21 protein-coding genes are annotated in these 23909 nt (G+C 38.4%); 9 read left to right on the forward strand and 12 right to left on the reverse strand.

From position 1 onward, the window contains the following. Positions 1-348: 348 nt before the first annotated feature. The 5 genes from QRN68_RS04835 to zapA are packed head-to-tail and all read right to left on the reverse strand — an operon-like array spanning position 349 to position 5743. Complete coding sequence (locus QRN68_RS04835; protein WP_285395588.1) at positions 349-762, reverse strand: DUF350 domain-containing protein; 414 nt, start codon at positions 760-762, stop codon at positions 349-351. Positions 763-783: 21 nt separating this feature from the next. Next, positions 784-3150, reverse strand: coding sequence for an endonuclease MutS2 (locus QRN68_RS04840; RefSeq protein ID WP_285395590.1), 2367 nt, complete (start codon positions 3148-3150; stop codon positions 784-786). Positions 3151-3168: 18 nt separating this feature from the next. Next, entirely contained in the window at positions 3169-4878 is a 1710-nt protein-coding gene (polX, locus tag QRN68_RS04845) for a DNA polymerase/3'-5' exonuclease PolX (protein WP_285395592.1), read from the reverse strand. 59 nt (positions 4879-4937) lie between these two features. Continuing rightward, positions 4938-5477 carry a CvpA family protein gene (locus tag QRN68_RS04850; RefSeq protein ID WP_285395594.1) on the reverse strand — a complete coding sequence of 180 codons (540 nt, stop codon included), beginning with the start codon at positions 5475-5477 and terminating at the stop codon, positions 4938-4940. Between the two features lie 5 nt (positions 5478-5482). Continuing rightward, complete coding sequence (zapA, locus tag QRN68_RS04855) at positions 5483-5743, reverse strand: cell division protein ZapA (protein WP_249072869.1); 261 nt, start codon at positions 5741-5743, stop codon at positions 5483-5485. 133 nt (positions 5744-5876) lie between these two features. On the opposite strand from zapA, the gene rnhC reads away from it, so the two are divergent. Then, positions 5877-6803: a ribonuclease HIII gene (rnhC, locus tag QRN68_RS04860; protein WP_285395599.1), complete on the forward strand. Its 927-nt coding sequence runs from the start codon at positions 5877-5879 to the stop codon at positions 6801-6803. 125 nt (positions 6804-6928) lie between these two features. On the opposite strand, the gene QRN68_RS04865 is transcribed toward rnhC, so the two are convergent. From QRN68_RS04865 to QRN68_RS04880, 4 genes are all read right to left on the reverse strand, one after another. Beyond that, on the reverse strand, positions 6929-8863 hold the full coding sequence (locus tag QRN68_RS04865) for a methyl-accepting chemotaxis protein (RefSeq protein WP_285395601.1): 1935 nt from the start codon (positions 8861-8863) through the stop codon (positions 6929-6931). A gap of 272 nt (positions 8864-9135) precedes the next feature. Beyond that, positions 9136-11553: a phenylalanine--tRNA ligase subunit beta gene (gene pheT, locus QRN68_RS04870; protein WP_285395603.1), complete on the reverse strand. Its 2418-nt coding sequence runs from the start codon at positions 11551-11553 to the stop codon at positions 9136-9138. Between the two features lie 12 nt (positions 11554-11565). Next, positions 11566-12603 carry a phenylalanine--tRNA ligase subunit alpha gene (pheS, locus tag QRN68_RS04875; protein ID WP_285395605.1) on the reverse strand — a complete coding sequence of 346 codons (1038 nt, stop codon included), beginning with the start codon at positions 12601-12603 and terminating at the stop codon, positions 11566-11568. Between the two features lie 529 nt (positions 12604-13132). Continuing rightward, on the reverse strand, positions 13133-13897 hold the full coding sequence (locus tag QRN68_RS04880) for a TrmH family RNA methyltransferase (RefSeq protein WP_285395607.1): 765 nt from the start codon (positions 13895-13897) through the stop codon (positions 13133-13135). A 288-nt stretch (positions 13898-14185) separates the two neighbouring features. Here QRN68_RS04880 and QRN68_RS04885 point away from each other — a divergent pair, with 288 nt between their 5' ends. Continuing rightward, positions 14186-14581, forward strand: coding sequence for a (deoxy)nucleoside triphosphate pyrophosphohydrolase (locus tag QRN68_RS04885; protein ID WP_285395609.1), 396 nt, complete (start codon positions 14186-14188; stop codon positions 14579-14581). A gap of 61 nt (positions 14582-14642) precedes the next feature. Here the strand turns inward: QRN68_RS04885 and QRN68_RS04890 are convergent, their stop codons facing one another. Further along, positions 14643-15992 carry an FAD-binding oxidoreductase gene (locus QRN68_RS04890; protein ID WP_285395640.1) on the reverse strand — a complete coding sequence of 450 codons (1350 nt, stop codon included), beginning with the start codon at positions 15990-15992 and terminating at the stop codon, positions 14643-14645. A 169-nt stretch (positions 15993-16161) separates the two neighbouring features. Here QRN68_RS04890 and QRN68_RS04895 point away from each other — a divergent pair, with 169 nt between their 5' ends. From QRN68_RS04895 to QRN68_RS04915, 5 genes are all read left to right on the forward strand, one after another. Then, positions 16162-17577 carry a glycoside hydrolase family 18 protein gene (locus tag QRN68_RS04895; RefSeq protein ID WP_285395611.1) on the forward strand — a complete coding sequence of 472 codons (1416 nt, stop codon included), beginning with the start codon at positions 16162-16164 and terminating at the stop codon, positions 17575-17577. Positions 17578-17820: 243 nt separating this feature from the next. Then, positions 17821-17994, forward strand: a complete 174-nt coding sequence (locus QRN68_RS04900; protein ID WP_285395613.1) for a hypothetical protein — start codon at positions 17821-17823, stop codon at positions 17992-17994. Positions 17995-18006: 12 nt separating this feature from the next. Then, on the forward strand, positions 18007-18198 hold the full coding sequence (locus QRN68_RS04905) for an H-type small acid-soluble spore protein (RefSeq protein WP_285395615.1): 192 nt from the start codon (positions 18007-18009) through the stop codon (positions 18196-18198). A gap of 168 nt (positions 18199-18366) precedes the next feature. Then, positions 18367-18750, forward strand: a complete 384-nt coding sequence (locus QRN68_RS04910; RefSeq protein ID WP_285395617.1) for a hypothetical protein — start codon at positions 18367-18369, stop codon at positions 18748-18750. Further along, positions 18722-18922 carry a hypothetical protein gene (locus QRN68_RS04915; protein ID WP_285395618.1) on the forward strand — a complete coding sequence of 67 codons (201 nt, stop codon included), beginning with the start codon at positions 18722-18724 and terminating at the stop codon, positions 18920-18922. Before QRN68_RS04910 ends, QRN68_RS04915 begins: the two co-directional genes overlap by 29 nt. Before the next feature lie 105 nt (positions 18923-19027). Here QRN68_RS04915 and QRN68_RS04920 read toward each other — a convergent pair whose 3' ends face one another. After that, positions 19028-21190: a bifunctional diguanylate cyclase/phosphodiesterase gene (locus tag QRN68_RS04920; protein WP_285395621.1), complete on the reverse strand. Its 2163-nt coding sequence runs from the start codon at positions 21188-21190 to the stop codon at positions 19028-19030. A 149-nt stretch (positions 21191-21339) separates the two neighbouring features. Then, positions 21340-21858: a sigma-70 family RNA polymerase sigma factor gene (locus tag QRN68_RS04925; protein ID WP_285395623.1), complete on the reverse strand. Its 519-nt coding sequence runs from the start codon at positions 21856-21858 to the stop codon at positions 21340-21342. Positions 21859-22094: 236 nt separating this feature from the next. Here QRN68_RS04925 and sspI point away from each other — a divergent pair, with 236 nt between their 5' ends. Further along, entirely contained in the window at positions 22095-22304 is a 210-nt protein-coding gene (sspI, locus tag QRN68_RS04930) for a small acid-soluble spore protein SspI (protein ID WP_079563188.1), read from the forward strand. A 78-nt stretch (positions 22305-22382) separates the two neighbouring features. Then, the gene (locus QRN68_RS04935; protein WP_285395627.1) at positions 22383-23762 is read left to right on the forward strand and encodes an FAD-binding oxidoreductase; all 1380 of its coding nucleotides are present in this window, start codon (positions 22383-22385) and stop codon (positions 23760-23762) included. Positions 23763-23909: the final 147 nt, after the last annotated feature.

Here is a 23909-nt window from a genome sequence, read left to right on the forward strand (position 1 = left end):
TAATCACGATATTCTTGTGTTATTTTTTTAGTCATTCGGTACACGCCCTTTAAAATAGTTATTTCTATAATAGCTACTCTCAGTTTTCCGTGTCCACTTTTTATACTAACCTCACTTTTACATCCAACCCGAGCGGTTCTTTCGCCTACCCGATCACTTTTACATCCAACCCGAGCGATTCTTCAGCCTACCCGATCACTTCTACCCATTAATATAAAAAAACGCATCCTCATATAAAAGGATGCGTTTCTTTGATTAAACGGTCATCATATAATAGACACCGACTGCCAAAAATGCGATGCAGACAACGATTAGTATTTTTGCTAATTTTTCCATGTCATTACACTCCTATGCAATACTTGCCCCAATAACAAACGATAGACCGACTGAAATTGTAAAGGAAATGAAGCCAACTGAACGGTTATCATTTGCGATTTCTTGATCGACATTAAAACGGGGTGTCATAAATTCAAATAAGAAATATGCCACAATAAGTAATGTAAAACCATATAGGCCCCAGCCAATCATTTCACTTAAATTGCTGTGGCGTGCAATGGAAAAACGGAAAATATTACAAATGCCTAGTATTTTCCCACCTGTTGCAAGCGCTACAGCAATATTACCATTTTTAATTTCTTCCCAATTTTTATACTTCGTAACGACTTCGAATAATGCCATCGAGACGACTAAACATAACACAACAACACTAAAATATCCTGCCGTTTCGATCATTGGATATTTCCAAAAGCTAGAATTCAGCATTTTCTCCGTCCCCTTTACAGCTTATTTCAATTCCACAACTGTGACGCCGAAGCCCCCCTCGCCAGCTTCACCAAAACGGAAGGTCTTTACACGTTTATGCTTTTTCAAATAGTTTTGAATTCCTTGACGTAATGCACCTGTACCGACACCGTGAATAATTGACACACGCCCATAATTAGCTAGTAAGGCATCATCAATATATTTTTCTGTACGTATAATGGCATCTTCAAATCGTTCGCCGCGTAAATCTAATTCTAATTTTACCTGGCTATTGCGGTTTTTCACACCTGAAATACGTTGTACAGGTTCTTTTTCTGGTTTAATGTACTCTAGATCACTATCCGAGATTTTCATTTTCAAAATCCCCATTTGGACAACCCATTCGGAATTCGATACTTTTTCAAGCAATGTACCCCGCTGACCATAGCTTAACACCTTTACCTCGTCTCCGACAACTAGGTTTTGTGCACGGGCCTTTACTTGTGCCGCTTTTTTCAGCACTTTATTGTCTTCAAGCGGTGTAGCTTCTTCCAGTCGTTTACGTGCTTCGATAAGCTCATGCTCTTTGACAACTTGGTCCGCATTTTTGCGCATTTCCCGAAGCTCCGCAATAATTGATTCTGCTTCTCTTTTTGCTTCATCAACAATTTTACGCGCTTTTTCTTTCGCTTTTTTATCGAGTGCCTCTTTACGTTCTTCGTAAGCTTGTAGTTTTTCTTGTAACTCTTTGCGTAGGACTTCAGACTCTATCATTAATTCATGCGAGCGTTCGGCATCATCTTCGGATTGGCGACGAGTTTCTTCAAGTGAAGCAATCATGGACTCTACCTCATGGCGATCTGTGCCTGTAAAGCTTTTCGCACGGTCAATAATCGACTCCGGCAAGCCAAGGCGACTTGAAATTTCAAATGCATTGGAGCGACCTGGTACACCGATAAGTAGACGATAGGTTGGACTCAATGTTTCAATATCAAACTCTACACTCGCATTCGCAACGCCTGGACGATTATAGCCGTAAGCTTTTAGCTCAGGATAGTGCGTCGTTGCCATAACGCGGGCGCCACGACCATGTGTTTCATCTAAAATAGAAATGGCGAGAGCTGCCCCTTCCTGTGGATCTGTCCCAGCACCTAATTCATCAAATAACACGAGTGACTCGTCATCAAACTTTTGTAAAATATCTACTATGTTGACCATATGTGATGAGAATGTTGACAGTGATTGCTCAATGGACTGTTCATCTCCAATATCCGCAAAAAGTTGCTTGAAAACGGCTAGCTCTGAACCATCAAGTGCAGGCACCGGTAACCCTGCCTGTGCCATTAATGTACACAGTCCAACTGTTTTTAAAGTCACGGTTTTACCACCAGTGTTTGGTCCTGTAATAACAATTGCCGTAATGTCTTTGCCAAATTCAATATCATTGGCAACTGCCGTTTCAATCGGTAACAGTGGATGACGCGCACGTACAAGTCGAATATAGCCATCATTATTCATTTTTGGCATTGTACATTTGTTCGCTTGACCGTACTTGCCTTTTGCTAGAATGACGTCTATTTCACCTAGTACTTTTACTAAGTTAAATAAATCAGGAGCCACTTCTTGCACCATTGCACTTAAAGCAAGTAAAATGCGTTCAACTTCAGCTTGCTCCTTCATTTTTAAGCGATGAATTTCATTATTCGCTTGTACAACTGTATCTGGTTCGATGAATAATGTTTGACCAGAAGATGATTGGTCATGCACAATGCCACCATAATGATGACGGTACTCTTGCTTAACAGGGATAACAAAGCGATCATTTCGAATCGTTACAAGTGTATCTGAGAGCATTTTTGAAGCATTGCTCCCACGAATCAGGCTTTCAAGTTTAGAACGGACTTTAGCTTCCTCTGCGCGCAAAGATTGGCGTATTGAACGCAAAGTTTGACTTGCAGAGTCTAGCACTGAGCCGTTGTCATCAATACAGTTATTAATTTCATGCTGCAAGCCTGTTAATACAGGCATTGCCTCTTTTTTGGCAATGAAATGAGGAATCTCAATCAATTCTTCTGATTCTATATCTTCAATAAAGTTGCGAAGAATTCTACTCGCTCGAATCGTACTTGAAACTTCCATTAATTCAATCGCTGACAGCATGCCACCGATTTGTGCACGCCTTGCAGCTGGTCGTACATCAAAAATACCACCCATTGGTACATTACCTTTAACACGTAAAATGGATAGTCCTTCATCCATTTCTTCTAATAATTGTACAACTTTTTCATAGTCTGTTTGTGGTACAAGTTCATCAATGGCTGATTTGCCAATTGAAGAAGTACAGTATGTAGCCACTTGCTGACGTACTTTATCATATTCTAGTGTTTTCAATGCGCGTTCTGCGACCACTGAGAACACCTCCTCAACCTATTTATTTCGTTGAATGAACGCTTCAAATTGTTCTCGCGTCCACGTATTCACAATCATATCCTTTTTCAACCATGCTCTGTTTGCGTAGCGCACCCCAATATCCATAAAGCGGAAATGAGCGATATCATGGGCATCCGTATTGATGGCTACGGGCACTCCAGCAGCTAAAGCCATTTCTAAATGCTCAACACATAAATCAAGACGATATGGATTCGCATTTAACTCTAAAATTTTACCATATTCCTTTGCCCAAGTAATTAATTGCTCCATATTAGGATTATAGCCATTACGATCCTCAATAATGCGACCAGTTGGATGTGCAATCATATGAACATACGGATTTTGCATCGCCGTAAGTAGACGCGCCATAATTTTGTCCTGCGATTGTGTAAAGCTAGAGTGAATGGAAGCAATGACAAAATCTAATTCTTTTAGCACATCATCTTCGAAATCGAGAGAACCATCTGGTAAAATATCCATCTCTGTTCCTGCATATAAATGAAAATCTGGATGCGCTTCATTAAATGCATCTATTTCAGCTCGTTGCTTTATTAAACGTTCAGGCGTTAAGCCATTCGCTACTTTTAAAAATTGTGAATGGTCAGTAATGACGCTATATTGATAGCCACGTGCTAGTAATAAGTCGCCCATTTCCGCTACAGAGTACGCACCATCAGACCACGTCGTATGCATATGCAAATCTGCTTTAATATCCTCTAGTTTTACTAGACTTTTAATATTTTCTGTTTTGTCAAATTCCGTTGTACCTGTGCGCAAGCTAGGTGGGATAAATGGCAAATCAAAATGCGCGAAAAATTCCTCTTCATCCTTAAATGTTAATACGGTACCATCTGTCTGCTCTACGCCATATTCACTAATCTTTTCACCACGAGCTTTAGCAATTTGGCGCATGCGAACATTGTGATCTTTTGAGCCTGTGAAATGATGCAAGGCAGTTGCATATTCAGCATCCTTCACTAATCGAAAATCGACACTCACTGGCTCTTCTAAATCTAAAATAACTGAAATCTTTGTATCACCAGCCGCCACTACCTCTTGTACAGAGAGCTCATTCAGTAATTTTTCACGTACAGCTTCGACTGCTTCAGTGACAACAATAAAATCAATATCTTTACTTGTTTCTGCTGCACGGCGGAAGCTTCCAGCAACAGAAAAACGTTCCACTTCTTCCATACTATCTAGTAGTGCTTCAATTTGTAAAACGACAGGTTCGAGCTGCCAAATCGGTAAACGTTCAGAACGATTGGCTAAATTTGCAAGCTCCTTTAAAATTTTTTCTTCGGTTTTTGCTGCAAAACCTGCTAACTCACGAACTTTGCATGACTCACAAGCAGCCTTTAAACTTTCCGCAGAATCAATTCCTAATTCTTGATGAAGCTTGGCAATTTTTTTACCACCTAAGCCCGGAAGTTTTAATAATGGAAGCAACCCTTTTGGTACAATTTGCTCTAATTCTTTTAATAAGCTGGATTCTCCAGTTGCCATTAAATCCTCAATAACTGCAGCTGTTCCTTTACCAATGCCTTTAAGCTTTGTTACATCCTCCATCTCGCTTAACGAGCGCTCGTCTCCCTCAAGTGCAGCAGCAGCTTTTCGAAAGGCAGACACCTTGAATGGATTTTCCCCTTGTAATTCCATATACAGTGCAATTTTTTCAAGTGTGCGAATAATTGTTTTTTTGTTCATTGGGAATTCCTCCTATCGTAAAAACACTTCCCTCAAAACCGAGAGAAGTGCACAGTTTGCTATTGCATATAAATATACCACCAGTTTTGGAACATATTCGTAATGATTGGTGTATGCTCCAAAATGAGACCACTTAACAACGACTTCGACATTAAACTTTGGATAAAATCAACTGGCAATAAAGCAAGAATGTATAGCAAAATAAACATAATTAAATAGTTTTCAATAATGCCAAACAATGCTCCAAGCCAACGATTCACTGTGCCTAACACAGGTAAATACGCTATAAAATCAAATATCGATGCTACAATTTGCAATGTAATTTTCACCGCAAAGAAAATAACAGCAAAGGCAATGACACGGTAAAAAGTACGGTCTAAGTCCAGGCTATCAATGGCTACTCCAAGACTACCTGAATCTGTTACACCTGGATACGGAACCCAAAACACAAATTTTTGTGCTAATGGTTTATAATAAATATACGCAACAATTAGAGCAACTATAAAGCTAACGATATGCATCATCTGTACGATGAAACCACGTTTTGCTCCAACGATGAGCCCAGCTAATAGCACTACTAATATGATTAAATCTAACATTCACTTCAACCCTTTAATTTTTTCAATTCTTCTTCTAGTTGCTCCATTTGTTCTTTTAGTAACAAATAATCATGAACGGTATTTACTGCTGTAAGAACGGCTAGCTTTGTGCTATCAAGTGAGGGATTATGTACATTCATCTCGCGCATACGGTCATCAACAATCGAAGCGACAAGTCGCATATGTCCAATGGATTCAGAACCAACCATTTTATATGTATGACCATAAATTTCCACAGAAATTTTATTCTTTTCTTGATTTTCCATATTCGCACCCTCCTTTAAAGTCTTTGTGCACACGATTTTTGTGATTATGAGCAGTATCACACAAAAAGCTATTTATTATCATACCATGAAAGGTATAAAATTGTGAACAATCAGGACAGAAAGGAACGATTAAATGTCAAATATTGTACTTTTAATTTCAACAAATATACAAAAAGAGGTGATGTCTTTCTATGCAAACCATTTTGTGGAACGGAAAGCTCCTGGTGTAATCTTTGCCGCAAAGCTCCCAGATACAGCAATTACGATGTACAAATCAGGTAAATTAATGTTCCAAGGGGGAGGGGCTGAACGAGAAGCTGCACGTTGGGGAAACATAGAAATAACAAATACACAGAAATCATCATCCATCGGAGCAAAGGGTGATGTTCTGCCAGATGGCTTTGCTTCGATGTCGGTGCTAGGCTCAGACGAAACTGGTACTGGTGATTATTTCGGTCCAATTACAGTTGCCGCAGTCTATGTGCCTTCATCAAAAATTGAGCTAATAAACGAACTAGGTGTTAAGGACTCAAAAATGTTAACAGATGATTATATGCGTAAAATAGCACCAGACTTGCGTGCATCATGTGTTCACAGCGTGCTAGTACTACGTAACGAAAAATATAACGAATTACAATCACGAGGCTACTCTCAGGGTAAAATGAAGGCTATGATGCACAATAGTGCACTTAAAAATGCACTGTCAAAAATGGCGCCAGAAAAACCCGAGCATATTTTGATAGATCAATTTGCTGAACGTGGTGTGTATTACAATTACTTAAAAAATGAACGAGAAATTGTTCGAGATGATGTACTATTTTCTACGAAAGCTGAACAATTACATGTTTCAGTAGCAACAGCTTCGATATTAGCTCGCGCGGCATTTTTGAAGGAGATGGATCGACTGAGCGAGATTGCCGGTATTGAGTTATTGAAGGGAGCTTCAGCAAAGGTAGATGCATTAGCAGCACGTATTTGGCGTGGACAAGGTGAAGAATTTTTACGTTCCATTACAAAATGGCATTTTGCTAATACAGAAAAAGCCAGAAAAATGAAATAAACAGAAAAAAATTTCGCTATACTCCAGCAGATTACAAGTTTACACGACTTGCACTCGACTGTAGGTAGCGAAATTTTTCATATCAAAAAATGACCTTTATTATTTTCGAAAAATCTTGTTCCAGCTTAATATTTGAATTGTTGAATCGTTCGTTGAAGATTTTCAGACATTCCAGCAAGCGCTTCGGCTGATGCTGCGATTTCTTCCATAGAAGCAAGCTGTTCCTCTGTTGCAGCGGAAATATTTTGTGCACTTGCTGTATTTTCATTTGTTTGCTCAAGCACAGTTTCAATCCCCATTGCCACTTGATCGGCATGTTGAGAAATAACTTTAGATTCCTCCGAAATTTGTCCTATTTCATAGGTTACACTTTGTACATTAGTACGAATCTCTTCAAACGACTTCCCTGCCATATTCGTTACATCTATACCCTTCACGACCTCAGCTGAACCAGCAGCCATTGATTCAACTGCTAGCTCTGTATCTGCTTGAATCCGTGAAATAATATCCTTAATTTGCATTGTAGATTGTGCCGATTGTTCAGCTAGCTTGCGCACTTCGTCAGCTACGACCGCAAAGCCTTTTCCTTGTTCACCTGCACGGGCAGCTTCAATTGCTGCGTTTAAAGCTAATAGGTTTGTTTGATCAGCAATTTGAGTTATGGCCTCCACAATGTCTCCAATTTCAAGAGAACGCTTGTCTAATGTTTGCACTGTCTTTTCAAGTGTTTGTACAGTATTTTGAATCATCGTCATTTGTTGAACGGCTGTTTGAATCGTCTCATCACCACTCAAAACAGCATCCATTGCTTTATTTGACATCTCATTAACAGCATTTGCTTTTGCCGAAATACGCTGAATGGATGATGACATTTCAAGTACGGAACGGTTGCTTTCATTAATAGTTTCTGCTTGTATATCAACTGTTTCAGCAAATGTTTGAATGGAATCAACAATTTGCGATGTAGCTCGTTTATTTTCCGTCGTGCTCTCTGTCAGTTGCTCCGATGATGCAGCTAACTGATTGGATTCCTCACTAATGTTACCAACTACTTCACGTAAGGATTCAATCATTTTGTTGAATATATTAGCCAACTTGCCTATCTCATCTTGTGTTTTAACTTCGATGAGATTACGTAAATCACCATCTCCCACCTTCTCAGCTACTGTCGACAGTTCTTTTAGAGGTCGAATGATTGTTCTAATAATGACAGCACCAATGATTCCAAATATGATAAGAGCAATGGCAATAACCGTCATCGTGTTTGTTAATATTGGTTTTGTGACAGTTGCAACATCTGCTAAATCCATTGTACCAATAATTTTCCAACCTGTTAGTTTATTGGTAGTGAAGAATACTTGATGCTTTTTGCCATCTTCCTCAATGATAAAGCTCCCCTCTTCTTTACCTTGCATCTTTTCTATATAAGATTTTTTGAGCTCTGATCCTACCTCTGCTTGTGGATCGGCAATAATAAGATTATTGGCATTTACTAAAGAGGTGTAGCCATTATCACCAATTTCCACTGAATTCACAAGCTTGGAAATTCCATCTAAATTCAGGCCAATAGAAATAACCCCTGACTGATCTTGTAATCCAGCTGAAACTGCTAGTATTAATTCCCCTGTAATAGTTGATATATAAGGATCAACCATTACTCCCTTACCTGGCGACTCTATAGCCTTTAAGTACCATGGTCGGGTAAATGGATTATAATCTGCTGAAGGTTTAGCGTATGGCTCACGTAAAAATGTATGCCCTTCAATCGCTAAATTGACAACAGAAACATTGCTATGTAAGGCATTATATTTTTCTAATTCCTTTAAAGCCTCTGCATCTTGCACATTCTTATTAAAAAATTTAGCTAAATACTCCGCATCACTAAGTATAGGTGATATCTCATCTGAAATTAGTGTATTTAATAATTTTACATTTTCGCGTGAGCTATCACTTAATTCCTTATGATATTGATCGGACGCCTTCATATATGAAAACGTACCAATAGCAATGCTGGGGATTAAAAGTGTTAATGTAAACGCCCATATTAATCGAGTTCGCACGGAAAAGCTTCTTTGTTTTCGATGATTTTTCAAGATATCACCCCGTAGTAAAATTTTCTAGCCAAAACTTACTATACACATAATGGAGGTCAAAATTTTACTTTTTGATATTTCTAAATATTGATAAAAATTTAAACTGACAATTAGCTTCTTCTCTCTCGTGCTTTATTTCTCTAATACTTCCTGCAAAAGTCTACTTGTAGCAGTTGTATGAGGTTAAACTAATCGAAAAGCTGCCTCATCACGAGACAGCTCACAAAAAAATTATTAATTTAGCGTACTTCTGTGCCTTCAATTGTTGCAATAGCTTTTAGCACTTTATTATGTGCCGCAACAACTTCTTCGTCTGTTAATGTACGCTCTGGATCGAAGTATGTTAGGGAGAATGCCACTGATTTTTTACCAGCCTCCATTTTTTCACCTTCATATACGTCGAATACACGAACGTCTTTCAATAATTTCACACTTGCTGAATGAATAGCCGTAATGACTTCTCCAGCTGTTGTTGCACTGTTCATGATAAGTGCAATATCACGAGACATAGCTGGGAAACGAGGCACTGGTGTATAAGCAAGAGGTGCTTCTTTGGCAGTAGCATTTAATAATGCTACTAGATTCATTTCCATTACATATGTGTCTTTTACACCCCATGCTTTTTGTTCTGCAGGATGTAAGCCGCCGATAATACCGATTTGTTCACCATCTAAAAGAATGCTAGCAGTACGTCCTGGGTGTAAACCATCTACTTCAGCTTTCACAAATGAAATACGATTCTCTAAACCAAGCTTACCAATAACACCTTCTACAATTCCTTTTAAAACGAAGAAGTCTACTGCTTTTTTCTCGCCCTGCCAAGCATGATCAAGCCATTTTCCTGTTACTACTGCTGCCACATGCTCTTCCTCATATGGTTGCCCCTCTTCTGATTGACCGAGGAAAACTGAACCGACTTCATACAACGCTACACTATCAGCCTTACGTGCAACATTATACGCAGCTGCTTCAATTAAATGCGGGATAAGACTTTGACGTAGTGTTGAACGTTCTTCGCTCATCGGCATTAGTAAACGTGTTACTGGCTCAGCTTTCAGTGCAAAGCGTTGTGACAATGCATCTGAAGTTAATGAGTAAGTTACAGCTTGGTAAAGGCCTGCCCCTTCCATGAAACTACGGACTACACGACGATTTGCTTGGTATGGTGTTAAACGGCCTACTTGGTCGGCTCCTTCTGGTAATGTCATCGGAATTTCATCATAGCCGTATAGACGAGCGATTTCCTCTACGATATCTTCTTCAATTTTAATATCTTGACGACGTGTTGGTGCATCAACGATTAGTAAACCATTTGCAGCTTCTACACCAAATTTAAGACGCTCTAAAATAGAAAGCATATCTTCTAATGAAATTTTCATACCTAAACGTTCATTAATAAAATCTGGAGAGACGACAACACGTGCTGGTGATTTATCTAGTTCATCCACGATGCATGTGCCTTCTAACACTTCGCCGCCAGCTAATTCAGCTAGTAGTGCAGCAGCACGTTCTGCAGCAGGTAACACACGGTTAGGGTCAACACCTTTTTCAAAACGAGCAGAAGCGTCTGAACGAAGACCAAGTTGACGCGATGTTTGGCGTACAGTTAAGCCGTCGAAGTAAGCAGATTCAATAACAACCGTTGTAGTAGACTCAGTTACTTCAGAGTTTGCACCACCCATTACACCTGCGATGGCTACTGGCTCTTTACCATTTGTAATAACTAAATCTGTCGCTTTTAATGTACGTTCTTGGTCATCTAATGTCGTGATTTTTTCATCCTCTGTTGCTTTACGAACTACGATTTCACCAGTCGCTAGGCTATCGTAGTCAAAGGCATGAAGCGGTTGGCCATATTCCATTAAAATATAGTTCGTTACATCGACAACATTGTTATGTGGGCGTACGCCTGCTGCCATTAAACGATTTTGTAACCACATTGGTGATTCTGCGATTTTTACGTTTTTCACAACTTTTGCAACATACATTGGATTTGCTTGTAAATCTTCTACTCGAAGCTTTAACATGTCTTCAGCTTTTTCAGATGATGTGCTGTAGGCGATTTCTGGATACTTTACTTCTTCAGAAAGAATGGCACCGACTTCGTACGCCACGCCTAGCATTGACAGTGCATCTGAGCGGTTTGGTGTTAAACCAAGTTCTAATACTGTGTCACGTAGACCTAAAATAGCAAGGGCATCCGAGCCGACTTCAGCATCAGCAGGAAGCACATAAATGCCTTCAGAATATGCTTTAGCAACAAGTTTCCCTTCGATACCAAGCTCTTGCAATGAACAAATCATACCGTTTGATTCATGTCCACGAAGTTTTGCCTTTTTAATTTTAATGCCACCTGGTAAATGTGCACCTGGACGTGCCACGATCACTTTTTGACCAACATCGACGTTTGGAGCACCACAAATAATTTGTTGTGGCTCAGCTTCACCTACATCCACTTGGCAAATATTTAATTTATCCGCTTCAGGATGTTTCTCTTTTGATACGACATAGCCGACAACAATTTTTTCCATCCCTTTAGCACGATTAATTACTGCATCTACCTCAATCCCAGAGCGTGTAATTTTTTCAGCTAACTGTTCAGGCGCTAAATCCTGTGTATTTACATAATCTTTTAACCATTCTAATGATACTAACATTTTTTATCCCCCTTACGCTTCTGTTCGCTCGAATTGTGATAAGAAACGTGTGTCACTTGTATAGAAATGACGAATGTCGTCGACACCATATTTCAACATAGCGATACGTTCTGCACCGATACCAAATGCAAAGCCTGAAACTTTCTTCGGATCATAGCCAGCCATTTCAAGTACATTAGGATGCACCATACCTGCACCTAAAATTTCAATCCAGCCTGTGCCTTTACATACGTTACATCCTGAACCACCACATTTAAAGCAAGAAATATCCATTTCAACAGACGGCTCTGTGAATGGGAAGAAGCTTGGACGTAAACGAATTTCGCGCTCTGCGCCAAACATTTTCTTCGCAAGAGTATCTAACGTACCTTTAAGATCACTCATGCGAATATTTTCGCCAATAACTAAGCCTTCAATTTGCATGAATTGGTGTGAATGGGTAGCATCATCGTTGTCACGACGGAATACTTTACCTGGACAAATAATGCGAATAGATTCACCTTTTTTCTTTTCCATTGTGCGAGCTTGCACAGGAGATGTATGCGTACGTAATAATATTTCCTCGGAAATATAAAACGAATCTTGCATATCACGAGCAGGGTGTCCCTTCGGCAAGTTCAGTGCTTCGAAGTTATAGTAATCCTTTTCCACTTCAGGACCTTCTGCAATTTCATAGCCCATACCGATAAATAAATCTTCAATTTCTTCAATAACGCGTGTTAATGGGTGACGATTCCCAACTTTAATTTCACGGCCAGGTAAAGTGACATCAATCGACTCACTTGCTAATTTTTCAGCAATTGCCGCTTCTTCTAGTACAGTCACTTTTGCCTCTAACACAGCCGTTACATTTTCACGAACCGTGTTCACTAAGGCACCCATTTTCGGGCGTTCCTCAGCTGATAATTTCCCCATCCCTTTTAATAAATCTGTGATAGGTCCTTTTTTTCCTAGATACGCTACTCGCACATCATTTAACTCTTTTAAATTTGCTGCCGCCTCAATTTTAGCAAGTGCTTCTTGCTCTAATTGCTTTAATTGTTCTTCCATGTAATAAACCCTCCTTATTCAAATCAGTGCCAAATGATGGCATAAAAAAACTCGCCCCTAAAAAAGGGACGAGGACATATTCGCGGTACCACCCTAGTTATTGCAAGGTAAACTCCTAGCAATCACTTCATTGACATAACGACTAGATTAAAGCCGGCATACCTTTACAGCATTTCGCTGGTCCCGGTAGCTGCTCGCGAGATGAATTCAAAACTGCATTGGTACGGCACTGGCTCTCAATCTCCGGCCTGCGCTCCCTGTCGTCCATTCACAATCTTTACTACTTCCCGGTCATAGCATTTAAGTTTACATTTTAAATGTGATTATACAATACTATACCAATTCAAATCAAGAGCCATGTGCCTATTATCATCGATATTGATGACGGTATCGGCAATTTTAGGCTCATCACCAAAAGTTTTAGATGACATTTGTTAAAACATATGCCATGTACACGTTATGTTGATGAGCCGCAATTTTAACGATTTCACCATATTCTTGCAATTACAGTTGTGATTACTTTTATTAACTACTTAACAAATCCATATAAAACGATTCCTGTTGCCACTGCTACATTTAGAGACTCCGCTTGTCCCAAAATTGGAATGATCATATTTTGATCAGTCATCGAAAGTAATTGTGGATGAATGCCACTACCTTCATTCCCCATCATTATAGCGAATGATCCAGTATGCTCAATGTCACTATAGACAACTGCATCCTCATCCAAAGCAGTTCCAAATACTGGTACACCATTATCCTGTAGCTGCTCAATCCATTCTTCTAAATCACCTCGAAGGACAGGAATATGGAAATGTGAGCCCTGTGCTGAGCGAAGCGTTTTAGGATTATATAAATCTGCACAACCCTTGCCAAGTATTACTGCATCTAAACCAGCTGCATCCGCAGTACGAATCATCGTCCCAATATTTCCTGGATCTTGGACGGCATCAATTAGTAGTACCTTGCGCCATGAAGCCATTACATCTTCTTCTACCAAAGGCTGCTTACAAACTGCAAATACACCTTGAGACGTCTCCGTTTCAGCAAATTCCTTGGCAACAGCCGCTGTTATTTCAACGATGGCCACATTATCAATCGGCCAAAGCATCGGTAATTCTACACCTTCACGTACAATTAGCTGTAGCACCTGCTCCGTATTTTTTAATGCTTCCTCCACCAAATGGAAACCTTCTACTATGAATTCTCCAGATCTTTCACGTTCTTTACGTGTTGTCGCTAGCTTTTTCCAATATTTCACTAACGCATTTTGCGTAGATTCAATTCTTTTCATCGTAACTCGTACCGCCTTTTCCCTTTTTACTGTTCATTATTATACAGTAGAAAATGATAAATTCCATTACATAGTTATGCGAAAACCATTATATAGTCATGTTCATCTCTTTATTTATTTACCCTACTAGATATAATTATAAAATCATCAAGATACATGTTATAATTTTCAATATTTCAGAAAAACCGAACAATTACCCCGTTTTGTGTGATGGCTAGGTAATAAATAATCTCATCTTACCATTTTACTGATTCATGAATACATAAATAAACTTAAGGGTGAAAATGAATGAAAAAAAATGTACATGTCGTAGGTGCAATAATTGAAAATGATAAACATGAAATATTTTGTGCGTTAAGAAATCCTAATATGGTACTAGCAAATTATTGGGAGTTTCCTGGTGGCAAGATCGAAGAGGGGGAATCACCTGAACAAGCGTTATCCCGTGAAATTTTAGAGGAATTTAATTGCTCGATACAAGTTGGGGAAAAGGTTGAGGATACCATTCACGAATATGAAAAATTCATTGTACGCTTAGAAACATTTAAGGCTTCCATCATAAAAGGAGAGCCTGTCATGCTAGAACATGCCGAAATTAGATGGGTTCCTCGGAACGAACTTTTAAATCTCAATTTTGCTCCCGCTGATATCCCGGCAATAAATAAAATACTTGCCGAAAAATAGATGAGAGAAAAGAGCCGAATACTTTCTGCATTCTGCTCTTTCTATTTTCTACTGTCCTCATTTAAAGCCATTTTCTATTCGGTGGAATACTTTGAGGAAAATTAAATACATTAAATGGGTCGTATTTTGTCTTTACTTCTCTTAGCATTCTAACATTACGACCATAATATGCAGTTAGCCAATCTTTGATAAAACGATCTGGGAAATTCACATAATCACCGGCTGTGTAAGGAGACAAAGCACGTCTTAAATTTTCCACCCACTGAATATTTTTCTCTTCTTCTTTAGGCTTTTCCCATGAAGTATTGTACTCTTGGGCAAATAAAGCATTCCTATAAAAATAGGCTGTTTGGTTTGGTGCAATTTGACTTACCGCACCTCTAAGAGATTGCTGCCAAATGGTCGTATTTTTATTTGGAGCATGCGTTAAAAATTCTTTCATTTGTACAATCGCAGCATGAGGGAATGGCCTTATTATAAAGGACCCAGACCTTTTACGAAGGGCTGGTCGGTTGCCGCTTGGTAAGTCAAAAAATTCTACAGCCTTAATATACGGTACTTCCTTTATCCATACACTCGTTGGTGAACCTGTTTTCTTTAAAGGACGGAGAAGTTTTTTTAACTCAGATGCTGAACCTATAAACTCTCCTTGAGCAACAATTTCACCCACTTCCTTTGATTTAAGCTCAATCTGTGAGGTTAAGCGTTCATCTGTAAAAGGCGCCCATTTTTGCCATGCATCAAATGCACGCTCGAAATCCTCCCATCCCCATGTGATCGAGAAAATGGACACATTAGCAATAGGATGCAATTTAAATGTAAGGGCTGTAACAATGCCAAAATTCCCTCCTCCACCACCACAACTTGCCCAAAATAAATCACTATTTTTCTGCTTGTTAGCTTGGATTACTTCTGCTCCTTCATGACCACTTGCACTAACCATTTCAATTTCAATCAAATTGTCACAAGTTAACCCAAACGGACGCGACAGCATGCCAATACCCCCTCCAAGCGCCAAGCCAACAACCCCTACACTACTTTCGGTTCCTGCAGGGATTGTAACACCATTTTCCCATAATTCCCGATACACTTTTCCTAAATTAGCACCTGCTTTAATTTTCGCTGTCATATCTTGAAGATTAATTGTTATGTCATTCATTTCACTAACATCTATGACAAGACCTTTATTTAATAATGAATAATTTTCATAACTATGTCTTCCACTTCTGATTCGAAATGGTTCATTATTTTCTCTCGCCCATCTTAATGCGTTTATAACGTCTTTCGTATTTCGACAAAACACAATAATACTCGGATATTTTGGATCATTTAAGTTATTATTTGTTCTTGCTTGCTCATAATCCGTATCTTCAGGGGTAACAATTCTTCCTGTGAGCTTTACTTTCTTCAACATACAGCCCCTTTCTCAAATGATGCAATGCATATGTTCTATCCTATGCGTATCACTTGGAAAGAATATGAAAATTGAAATTTTTTATCAAGTGAAAATTAAAGATAAATACTCATTTTCTTTATTCATACATATGATGCTATATTGAAACCAACTAGGAGGTCTTCTAATGATTATTCATGTAGTGAGCGCTGGTGAAACACTTTGGCAAATTGCAAACCACTATTCCGTACCTATCAATTCCATTATCCAATTAAATGCATTATCTCATCCAAATCAATTAGTAATCGGACAATCACTCGTTATCCCCTCTCCTTATACAACTCATACTGTAAAAAAGGGTGACACTTTATCGTCGATTGCCCAACAATATAGTGTATCTATTCAATCGATTATTACAGAAAATCATTTAACAAATCCAGATGTCTTAACACCTGGAACTAAGCTAGTTATTCCACCTATTACACATATTGTGAAGCCTGGAGAGACTCTAGCACAAATTGCCAATCAATATGGTACGACTGTTCAGGCAATTGTTTCGGAAAATGGAATTACAGACCCGAACATGATTTATGTTGGCACAAGTTTGATCATTCCAAGAGCTAAGCCTTCCATTGAAGTAAATGCTTATACGTACCAAAAGCCTGAAGAAGCTGTTCGTTCGATTAACGCTATCGGTCATCTTCTTACTTATTTTAGCCCCTTTGCTTATATGATTAAGGAGGATGGAACATTACAGCCTGTAGAAGATAAAGAAATGCTCGATGCGGCAATTCCCAAAAACATTACACCTATGTTAACCATTACTAATTTCTCTTCCACACAAGCAGGCTCCAACTTATCCCATGTTATTTTATCTAGCGCTGAACTACGGGAAAAGGTCATCAACAATGCGCTGAAAGTGATGGAAGAGAAAGGCTATAAAGTATTAAATATTGATTTCGAAAACGTTCTTCCAGCAGATCGGGATAATTACAATGCCTTTCTTCAGTTAGCTGTTGACCTTCTTCATCCAAAAGGTTACCTAGTATCAACGGCACTTGCACCAAAAACGAGCGCAACTCAGGCAGGAACATTATATGAGGCACATGATTATGAGGCACACGGTAGAATTGCAGATTTTGTAATTTTAATGACATATGAGTGGGGTTATCGACTTGGTCCTCCACAAGCTATTTCACCTATTAATGAAATGAGGAAAGTTGTGGAATATGCTTTATCAGTAATGCCTGCTCACAAAATATTTTTAGGCTTTCAAATTTACGCTCGCGATTGGCTTTTACCACATGTTAAAGGGCAAGAAGCAGAAACATTCAGCTCTCAAGAAGCCATAAACAGAGCCGTAAAATATGGAGCAACCATACAATACGATAGGATCGCTCAATCACCTTATTTTCGTTATGTTGATGAAAAAGGTAGAAATCATGAGGTATGGTTTGAAGATGCTAGAAGTGCACAAGCTAAGTTTGACATGACGAAGGAATATAATCTTCGAGGTATTAGCTATTGGGCGTTAGGTTTTCCTTTCCCACAAAACTGGGCACTTTTAAATAATGATTTTTCCATTAAAAAGGTTTCATTATAAACCCCTAAAGAGTCGCCTAGCTGGAACGAAGATCAAATCAACTTATATAAATGATTAACAAATGTCATCTACAACTTTTGGAGATGAGCCAACTTTTCAGTAAAATCCACGCTTTTTTGCTTAGTATACGTATTTAAGGATTAACTATTAACACAAATTTTTCATTTAATTCTTACCTTTCCATGATAAAAAATCGATTCGAAGCCATATTAAGAAATATCAAAAGGAAAGGAGAAACTAAACATGGGAAGAGACAATAAGCAAGGGCAAAGCGCAAACAAAGGGTCATTACCTCAAACGCCAAAAAACCAAAAAATAGCACCAGACAAAGCTAGTGAAGCAGCCAATGAAGAATTTTCTCAAGAGTTTATGAACCTGATTAATTCGGTCACTAAAGAAGGCAAAACAAAAAAATAAGGGGGGCTTCAAGTGGATTTAGAACGTGCACAAGAAATTGTCGCCTCACCAAAAGAATATGAAGTAAGCTATAATGGCGTCTCTATTTGGATTGATAAGCTTCACGATGATGGTAAAACAGCAACTGTTCATTTACGTCGATCTTTAGAGGAACGATCTGAAGTGGACATAGGAGAATTAAAGGAAGAGTACCTCGTACATTAGACTTTATCATCAAATAAAAAAACTGCTTACTTCCTGTAGTGAAGTAAGCAGTTTTAATGTTGTTGAAAAATATCATGTCAATGAAATTAAACTATTCGATAAAGTATGGCACTTCGGCAAAACGAGTGTGTATATTCTGGCATGTCATTCTAACTTCTATCCATCACTTTGACGGTTCTATCCACGTCTTCGGCGGTTCTATCTACGACTTCGGATGCTCTATCCACGACTTTGACTGCTCTATCCACGTCTTTGGCTGTTCTATCCACGTCTTCGGCTGCTCTATCCACGACTTTGGCTGTTCTATCCACGTCTTTGACGGTTCTATCCACGACTTTGGCTGTTCTATCCACGACTTTGACGGTTCTATCCACGACTTTGACGGTTCTATCCACGTCTTCGGCTTCTCTCCGTCGCTTTGGCTGTTCTATCCACGTCTTCGGATGCTCTATCCATCGCTTTGGCTGTTCTATCCACGACTTCGATGGTTCTATCCACGACTTTGGCTGTTCTATCCACGACTTTGACGGTTCTATCCACGTCTTCGGATGATGTTCTATCCACGTCTTCGGATGCTCTACCAACGTCTTTGGCTGTTCTATCCACGTCTTCGGCTGCTCTATCCACGTCTTCGGCTTTTCTATCCACGTCTTTGGCTGTTCTATCCACGTCTTCGGATGCTCTATCCGTCGCTTCGCCACATCTTTCACAAAGATTTTCTTAACCCATTTTATTCAACACTATGAAATCTCCTTACTCTCTACAGCGAAGTAAGCAGAATTCTAATGCCATTATTATTTTTACAATTCCCCCTCTGATAAGCCCAACTTTAAATGACGAAATCCTCCACATATTTAATCTCTGTTAATATATCACTTGCTCGATTGTGTAACTCTTTGTAGTTATTGGAAATCTGTTCGGCAGAAATTGGCTTACTAAATAAATATCCCTGGATATAATCGCAATCACCCTCAATCAGGAAAGCAAGCTGCTCGACTTCTTCTATTCCCTCAGCAACAACTTTCAATCGCAAATGCTTCGCCATTGATAAAATCATAGAAACGAGCGCTTCATCATTTGGATTATGCTGAATATTCCGAACGAACGCCCGGTCAATTTTTAAGCAATCAATTGGAAAATCTTTTAAATACGAAAGCGACGAATATCCTGTTCCAAAGTCATCGACAGCAATTTGGATACCAAGTGCCTTTAATTCATGAAGCAACTGTGTCATTTGATCGATATTCATTGTCATACTTTCCGTAATTTCTAATTGTAAATATTTTGGCTCTAATTTTGTACTTTGTAAAATTTCTTGCACCATTTGCACTAAATCCTGTTGAAATAATTGACCGAGAGATAAATTAACAGCAACCTTTATTGGTGGCAAACCTTGCTTCTCCCATGTTTTCACTTGAGAGCATGCTGTCTCCAAAATCCATTTCCCTAATGGAATAATTAGTCCCGATTCTTCTGCAATCGGGATAAACAACTCCGGTGAAACAAATCCACGCGTTGGGTGACGCCAACGTACTAGAGCTTCCACCGATTCAATTTTGCTAGTTTTTAAATTTACCTGAGGCTGAAAATCCAAATAAAATTCTTCATTAGCTAATGCCTTATGAAGCTCTTGCTCAATCAAAATACGGTCAGCTATGCCATTTGACATATATGACTTATAAAAAAGAAATCTTTGAGGTATTTGACTCGCTTCTCGCATCGCTAACTGAGCATGCATTAAAAGCTCTTCACCTGAGCAATCTTCATCATGCAGGGCAATGCCAATATTAAGATTACCGTTGAGAGAAAATAATTGTACTTGTAATGGTTTTTTCATTGCATTCTTCAGGTTAAAGCAAAATTGTAATAGTTCTTCAGTAGTTGTTACATGATTGATATAAATAACAAACTGCCCCTCACGAAGCTTTGTTGCATAATAATGAGGAGGTAATATAGCTTGTATTCTCTCAGCTACGAGCTTCATCATTTCATTGGAATAGCTAATACCTATAGACGAGCGGATGGCTGCAAGACGATCAATCTCAATTGCAATGATTGCTTTTTGATGACTATTGGCATGTAAATCCTCTTTTAAGGTTTTTAATAATAAATGTTCATTCGGAAGCCGCGTAATATCATCATGAAAAGCTTGAAAGCGAAGCTCCTGCTGTGAATGCTCAAGGTCTTGCTTTATTTTTAATAATTGCTGATACGGTTTTTCGACCGATGTATAATATATTGCTTTAAAGAAAAAGTAGAATGCAAAAAATTGATAAATAAGTGCAGAAAAACCCCAAATAGATTCCCAATCTTTAATGAAAACAAAGAAAATATCGCTAATAATTAAATAAATTGCAGCACTATTTAGCCATATAACTCGTTTGGACAAACTTTTTATATTCTTACTTAAAATCACAATCGTTGCACCTTGTACAACAGCAGACACCAAATGGACAATAGCCTTCACTTGATTCAGCAATTGTTCTTCAGGCAAGAAATAATTTGAAGAGAAATACACTAGTACAAAACTCAACAATACAAATATTAAAGAACTTCCATATGTATAAATACGATAATTCATCGTTAAGCGTTTTTTGGGTTTTAAAATAATAAAGAGAAAACCGATTGATAAGCATAATCGCATTATTATATGTAACAAAATTTCCATATCTTGTGTTTCAGCCATTGGATTTTGTTTGATCACTAAGCTCAACATTTCCAACAAGGCGATGACAAAAAATAAATTACCTATGTATATTATTTGATTTGATAATAAGTGTGAAAAAACGAGCCAAGATTGAATAGCGATTGCCATTGTACAAACAATAATTAGTATTTGTATAATCAAATGCAAAGAGATGTAGCTTTCTTCCCTAAAAATACCAAATACCTGATTACTTAAACTTAAAAGTGGTATAACTAGCAATAATGGCAATACTATATACCAAATCTCTTTCTTTTCTATTTCTAATTGATTCAAACATTTCTCCAACAAAAACCCTCCATACCAATATATATCTTTAAATTCGATAGGTAATATCACCCATCTAAAAAAGACTCTTCCTCAAAATAATTAAAGTATGCCAATATTCGTTTTTCATTTTGATATTAGCATACTTTTGATGTTTTATCGCTCTATTCTTATTCTGAAGATAACAATTCACGCAGCTTAATCATTATTCTTGTGCGTCTTTTCTTCACTGCATCCACAGATAAACCTAGTTCTTTAGCTATTTCTGAGTAACTATAACCTTCTACATAAAAAAGTAGCAATATTTTTCTTTCTTCCTTTTTTAAATAGGACATAATACATTCTAATCGAGTAGGATTTATATCACTCATTTCATACTCTCGAACATAATTTATCGTTTCATTATCCACGAGTGTATAATTCGTTTCAAATAACCTTTCCTTTGAAAGTTCTTTTAAAATTTCTCCTTTGACGCTTGTATAAATGTAAGAAGAAAACAGCCCTTTTGATGGGTCCGCTTTGCGCCAAGCCTCCCATACAGCTATGGACGCTATATGACGATAATATTCAAAATCCTTATAAATTCGGCACTTTAATAAAATCGACGTGATCATTGGTTGGACTAATTCTAATACTTCATCAAATGGTAGTTCAGGTGATAGCTTTTGTTTAGTATGCTGTGTTGTCATCCTATTTTCCCGTCGACTATGCACAGTCCAATATTCCTAGGTGTCTCTATCATAATTATTATACGAAGAGGATGTCGAACAGCTCTTTTGTCGTTATGACCCGGAAGTTTTTATAAACCTTTCTTCATATTTATACATAATAACAGTATTATATTTTAAAAATCATATGTTTTTAATGTAATTCTATACATATTTCAAAAAAGGTTGGACAAATTACTACTAAGGAGGCGAAATAGATGAATTTTCAAATAAGAGATGCGATTACGACAAACGTACATGGCCAATCAGCGGCCGAATTTAAGGATATTGTCGAGGATGCTATTAGCCGTGGTGAAGAGCATTTACTACCAGGGCTTGGTGTGTTTTTTGAAAAATGGTGGCAGCAATCTAGTCCTGCTGAGCAGGATGCATTTACCCAAAAACTAGAAAAAGCCTTTGCTCACTAATTTTTTATAGACAGTTCATTCCATTTCCAATAAATGCATGATAAAGTTTAATTTATCAGAAAATTAGGAGGGATTGGAATGACTGTTGCTGTAGAATTAATAGTAAATCAACTAAAAAAGGTTTTATCTGAAGAACAGGTGTCAACAAACGAAACGGTGCGACAGCTACATGGAAGGGACGAATCACATCATGCAATGAGCTTACCAGATATCGTTGCCTTCCCTCGTTCCACGGCCGATGTTAGTGCTATCTTAAAAATTGCGCATGCGGAACGTGTACCCGTCGTACCTTTTGGTGTTGGCTCAAGCTTGGAAGGAAATGCAATTCCTATTGCAAATGGCATTTCTATCGATTTCTCTGAAATGAATGCTATTTTAGAAATTCGACCAGATGACCTGCTAGTGAAAGTACAACCGGGTGTAACACGTTCTCAATTGAATAAAGAATTAAAAAAATATGGACTTCAATTCACTGTTGATCCTGGTGCTGATGCCACACTTGGTGGAATGGCAGCGACAAATGCCAGTGGAACTACTGCAGTGCGTTATGGTGTTATGCGTGATCAAGTGCGCGATTTAGAGGTTGTACTTGCAGACGGCTCTGTTATTCATACTGGTAGCTTAGCAGCAAAATCTTCTTCTGGTTATCACTTGAATGGTCTTTTCATTGGCTCTGAGGGTACGCTAGGTTGCTTCACAGAGTTAACTTTACAAGTCTATGGTATACCCGAATTTGTAACGGCGGGACGTGCAGTTTTTGCGACAGTTGGCGATGCTGTCAGTGCAGTAACCGCATTGTTGCAGGTGAGCATTTCAATTGGCCGTGTTGAACTGGTCGATGAAGCCTCTATCAAACAAGCAAATATTTATAATGAAACAGCCTATGATGAAAAACCAACATTATTTTTAGAATTTCACGGAAATGAAGCGGGTATGCACGCTGATATAAAATTTGCTAGAGAAATTTTTGAGGACTTTGGTTGTCTTTCTGTTGAATTTGAAAAAGACAATGCTGCACGGAATAAGCTCTGGGAGGCGCGCCATTCCTTGGCCTATGCATATATCCATGCCTATCCGGGGAAAAAGCTTATGTCGACTGACGTTTGTGTACCGATATCTATGCTTGCTGAGTCCGTTTTATATGCTCGTGAACAGCTTGAACAACTTGATCTTGCAGGCGGAATTGTAGGCCATGTTGGAGACGGTAACTTCCATGCCTTGTTAATGTTAGATCCAAATAATGCTGAGGAGCAAGCAAAAGCAGACCGCTTCAATGAGCATATTGTTCAATATGCTTTACTACGTGGCGGCACTTGTACTGGTGAACATGGTGTTGGTCTTGGGAAAATGAAATATCAGTCTACGGAGCACGGAACATCTCTATTAGTGATGAAGAGTATAAAGGCAGCACTTGACCCACATAATATTATGAATCCAGGAAAAATTTTCACTATGTAAACTTATTATCACTTTTAAACATCTTGAACCCGTTGGAGATCAGCGGGTTCCTTTTTTATACGGCCTTTTAGATTACCCGCTAAACAAGAAAAAAAGTAACCTAGCGTCTCCCAGGTTACTTTACTATGTAGCGATGTGGTCATCCAC

It is taken from the genome of Lysinibacillus sp. fls2-241-R2A-57 (assembly GCF_030209535.1).
In the GTDB taxonomy this organism is placed as follows: domain Bacteria; phylum Bacillota; class Bacilli; order Bacillales_A; family Planococcaceae; genus Lysinibacillus.